At 70.8% G+C, this 4,147-nt stretch carries 5 protein-coding genes; 2 read left to right on the top strand and 3 right to left on the bottom strand.

The window, feature by feature from the left end; translation table 11 throughout:
* Positions 1-146: 146 nt before the first annotated feature.
* Genes ORI60_RS41255 through ORI60_RS41245 form a run of 3 tightly spaced genes read right to left on the bottom strand, consistent with a single transcriptional unit; the run spans position 147 to position 2,429 of the window.
* Positions 147-1,133: an aldo/keto reductase family protein gene (locus ORI60_RS41255; protein WP_266043444.1), complete on the bottom strand. Its 987-nt coding sequence runs from the start codon at positions 1,131-1,133 to the stop codon at positions 147-149.
* Between the two features lie 33 nt (positions 1,134-1,166).
* Positions 1,167-1,799, bottom strand: coding sequence for a class I SAM-dependent methyltransferase (locus ORI60_RS41250; protein WP_266043443.1), 633 nt, complete (start codon positions 1,797-1,799; stop codon positions 1,167-1,169).
* A 3-nt stretch (positions 1,800-1,802) separates the two neighbouring features.
* Positions 1,803-2,429 carry a DUF3043 domain-containing protein gene (locus tag ORI60_RS41245; protein ID WP_266043442.1) on the bottom strand — a complete coding sequence of 209 codons (627 nt, stop codon included), beginning with the start codon at positions 2,427-2,429 and terminating at the stop codon, positions 1,803-1,805.
* Positions 2,430-2,471: 42 nt separating this feature from the next.
* Between ORI60_RS41245 and ORI60_RS41240 the strand changes: the two genes are divergently transcribed.
* Positions 2,472-3,506, top strand: a complete 1,035-nt coding sequence (locus ORI60_RS41240; RefSeq protein WP_266043441.1) for a glycerate kinase — start codon at positions 2,472-2,474, stop codon at positions 3,504-3,506.
* A gap of 194 nt (positions 3,507-3,700) precedes the next feature.
* Positions 3,701-4,072: a HesB/IscA family protein gene (locus tag ORI60_RS41235; protein WP_089922497.1), complete on the top strand. Its 372-nt coding sequence runs from the start codon at positions 3,701-3,703 to the stop codon at positions 4,070-4,072.
* Positions 4,073-4,147: the final 75 nt, after the last annotated feature.

Raw genomic sequence — 4,147 nt, 5'->3', positions numbered from 1 at the left:
TTGGGTGGTGCGGCCCCCCGCCCGCGCCCGCGGCGTGGTACCGCGCGGGGTGGCGGGACCGGCTCGCCGCGGGGGTCGAGCAGGTCACGCTGCTGCGTTCGGAAACAGAGGTGTACGGCCCGATGAGCCTGCACCCCGCCGGATGATCAGCCCTGGGCGGTGAGCCTCGGGTCGTCGGTGACGACGCCTTCGAGGACCTTGTCGATCTGCGCGAGCACGTCGTCGCCGAGTTCGACGTCGATGGCCTTGACGTTCTCGATGACCTGCTCGGGACGCGACGCGCCGATGATCGCGGACGCGACGTTCGGGTTCTTCAGCACCCACGCGACGGCGAGCTGCGCCAGCGTGATGCCCGCCTCCTCGGCGATCGGCTTGAGCTGCTGAACGGCGTTGAGCACGTCGTCGCGCATCCAGCGCGCGATCATCTGCGAACCCCGCGCGTCGGCCAGGCGCGACCCCTCCGGCACCTCGGCGCCCGGCAGGTACTTGCCGGTCAGGATGCCCTGCGCGACGGGGGAGAAGACGATCTGGCTCAGGCCCTCGCGCTCGCACGTGGGGATGACCTGCGGCTCGATGACGCGCCACAGCATCGAGTACTGCGGCTGGTGCGACACGAACGGCACGTTCAGCTCACGGGCCAGCGCGGCACCGCGGGTGATCTGCTCGGCGGTCCACTCGGAGACACCGACGTAGAGGACCTTGCCCTGGCGGACGAGGTCGGCGAACGCCAGCATCGTCTCTTCCAGCGGGACGCTGTGGTCGAACCGGTGCGCCTGGTAGAGGTCGACGTAGTCGGTCTGCAGGCGCTTGAGCGACGCGTGAGCCGACTCCATGACGTGCTTGCGGCCGAGTCCGCGGTCATTGGGGCCGCCGGGACCGGTCGGCCAGTAGACCTTGGTGAGGATCTCGAGCGACTCGCGCCGCTCACCCCGCAGCGCCCGGCCGAGCACCGACTCCGCGGCCGTGTTGGCGTAGACGTCGGCGGTGTCGAAGGTCGTGATCCCGGACTCCAGCGCCGCCTTCACACAGGCGTGGGCCTGGTCCTCTTCGACCTGGGAACCGTGCGTGAGCCAGTTGCCGTACGAGATCTCGCTGATGGACAGGCCGCTGCGGCCGAGTCGACGGAACTTCATACATCGGAGCTTAAACCGAAATCGTTCGTACTGCTAATGAACTTCGGGCGCGTGCCACACCAGGGAGTACCGCCAGAACAGGCGCCTGCGGACGCGTGCGCCGGGCAGGACCTCCGCTGCCGCCACCCGGATCTCGTGCAACGTCGGCGCGCTCATCACCACCGGCATCTCCGGGTCGTGCGGCGTGCCCCCGGTGCCGTTGAGGGCCTTGGCGAGCCCGACGACGGCGTTGGCGGGCAGTGTCACCAGCTCCAGGGCACGGTCGGCCCAGCTCGCCGTCAGGTACAGCCCGACGACGATCAGCGTCCCGCCCGGCTTGGTCAGCTCGGCGAGCCTGGTGAGACCTTCGCGCAACGGCAGGTGGTGCAGGCTCGCCTCGGCGGTGACGACGTCGTAGCGCCCGAGGTCGTGGGTGAGCACGTCACCGTGGATCCATCGGACCTCGCTCGTGGTGGCGCTCGCCCGTTCGATCATGCGCGCGCTGGCGTCGATCGCGGTGACCTCGCGGGCCCTGATCCGCCGCGCCAGGTCACCCAGGCCGCAGCCGACGTCCAGCGCCGATCCGGCCCCTGACGGCAACTGCCGGAGCAGCCAGCGGCGGTACCACTCGTTGTGGTTCCACCGCAGCTTCTCCGGCAGCTGAAGTCTGCGCTGCTTCTCGCGCACGGACTACTTGATCGCGTCGCCCGGCTTCACGCGCGGCTTGGGCACGCGCAGCTTGCGGATCTGGCTCGCGCGGATGAACGAGTACCAGCCGATCGACAGGCCCTTGATCGGCTCGGTCGGGAACTTCGCCCGCACCTTCCGCGTGACGAGGCGGCCGAGCACGATGCCCTCGATGACCATCGCGATCAGCATGAACGTCGTCGCGAGCGTCGCGTACCGCTGCACGGCCAGCGACGGCGTCAGCAGCGCCACGAACACCAGGATCGCGAGCGGCATGAACAGGCCCATGAGGTTGCGCCGCGAGTCGACGAGGTCGCGGATGTACGCCTTCACCGGACCGCGGTCGCGCGGCAGCAGGTACTTGTCCTCGCCCGCCATCATGCGCTGACGGCGCTCGGTGGCCGCGGCACGGCGCTCTTCCTTGCTCACCTTGTTGCCGCGCATGCGCTTGAACGCCTCGCGCTGCGTGCGGGGAGGCGGCGGCACCGGCCCGGAACGCCGGCCCTGAGCCTCACGCCGCTTGGGCGTGGGCCTGCCCTTGCCCGCGGGACGGGTGGAGTCGGCGACCTGGTCGGTCGACTCGGTGGCCGGGGCATCGGTGTCGGCGGCGTTGCGGCGCAGGAACCTCACGGCAACAGGGTAGGACAGTGGTTCTTCTGTACCTTTCGCGAGGTGCGCGTACTCATCGCCCCGGACTGCTTCGGCGGCACCCTGACCGCCCGCGAGGCCGCCGACGCCATCGCCACCGGCTGGCGCGACGCCAAGCCCGATGACGTCGTCGCCCAGCGCCCGCTGGCCGACGGAGGCCCCGGCTTCGTCGACGTGCTGCACGCCGCCACAGGCGGTGACATCCGACATGTCAGGGTCACGGGCCCACTGGGGGAACCGGTCGAAGCGCGCTGGCTCAGCGTGCACACGGGCGGCCACCGCACTGCCTACGTCGAGTCCGCCGAAGCGTGCGGCCTCCACCTGGTCCCGGCGGAGCTCCGCCCGCAGGCCTGCGAGACGGCGACCACGCGCGGTGTCGGCGAGCTCATCGCGGCAGCGGCGGCGGACAACGACGTCATCACGGTCGGACTGGGCGGTTCGGGCACGACCGACGGAGGCGCCGGCATGCTCGCCGCCCTGGCGGACGCGGCCGTGGACCTGGCCGGCATCTCGCTCGTCGCCGCCTCCGACGTGGAGAACCCGCTCCTCGGCCCGCACGGCGCCGCGCGCACGTTCGGCCCGCAGAAGGGCGCGTCCCCGGAAGCCGTCGAACGCCTCGAATCGACACTGGCCGCCATGGACGTCCTCGCCCCCGTGGCCGACAAGCCGGGTGCCGGAGCGGCGGGCGGTCTCGGTGCCGCGCTGCTCTCGCTGGGCGCGACGATGACGTCCGGCGCGGGCCTGGTCCGCGACCTGACCGGCCTCGACGCCGCCCTCGACGACGCCGACGTCGTCATCACCGGCGAGGGCAGCTTCGACTGGCAGTCGCTGCGCGGCAAGCTCATCACCGCCGTCGCCGCGGGGGCGGCCGAGCGCGGTATCCCGTGCGTCGCCATCGCGGGCCAGGTCAGTGTCGGCCGCCGCGAGATGGGCGCCGCCGGCGTCCAGGCCGCCTACTCGGTGTCCGAGCACGTGGGCTCTGTGCACAAGTCGATTGCGGACGCCCGCAACAGTGTCATTGCAACGGCGCAGCACGTCGCCCGGCAGTGGTCGCGGTGAAAGGCCTGCTGGAGGGCGTAGACCTCGTTAGAAGGTCTAGCTGATATATCGGCTGGCTCGAGCGTGGTCTACGTGACAGTCGACACCTAGGGCGACAAGGGGCGCCGTTGTGGGACCATGGGAAGCGGAACAAGGCGGGGAACGCCCGTGTTGTTGATGGGTGAACCGCCCGCAAAGGACCTCTTAGGAGAGCCATGACGACCGCTCAGGATGCCGCTTCGACCGCTTCCGAGGCGCCCAGCCACGGCGTGACGCTGACCGATGCGGCCGCCGTCAAGGCCAAGGCGCTGCTCGACCAGGAGGGCCGCGACGACATGCACCTGCGCATCGCCGTCCAGCCCGGTGGTTGCGCCGGCCTTCGCTACCAGCTGTTCTTCGACGAGCGCGCCCTCGACGGTGACGCGATGGTCGACTTCAACGGCATGAAGGTCGCTGTCGACCGCATGAGCGCCCCGTACGTCGAGGGTGCTGTCATCGACTTCGTGGACACGATCGAGAAGCAGGGCTTCACGATCGACAACCCGAACGCCGGCGGGTCGTGCGCCTGCGGCGACTCGTTCCACTAAGGCGACCACGCGGAGAGGGGGGGGGGGGCGCGGCCCCGGGGGCCCGCGGCGCGCGCGGGGGGGCGGGGGCCGCGG

It is taken from the genome of Lentzea sp. NEAU-D7, assembly GCF_026242055.1.
GTDB lineage: Bacteria > Actinomycetota > Actinomycetes > Mycobacteriales > Pseudonocardiaceae > Lentzea.
Note: the sequence above shows the minus strand (reverse complement) of the source record. Positions and strands in the feature narration are given on the sequence as shown.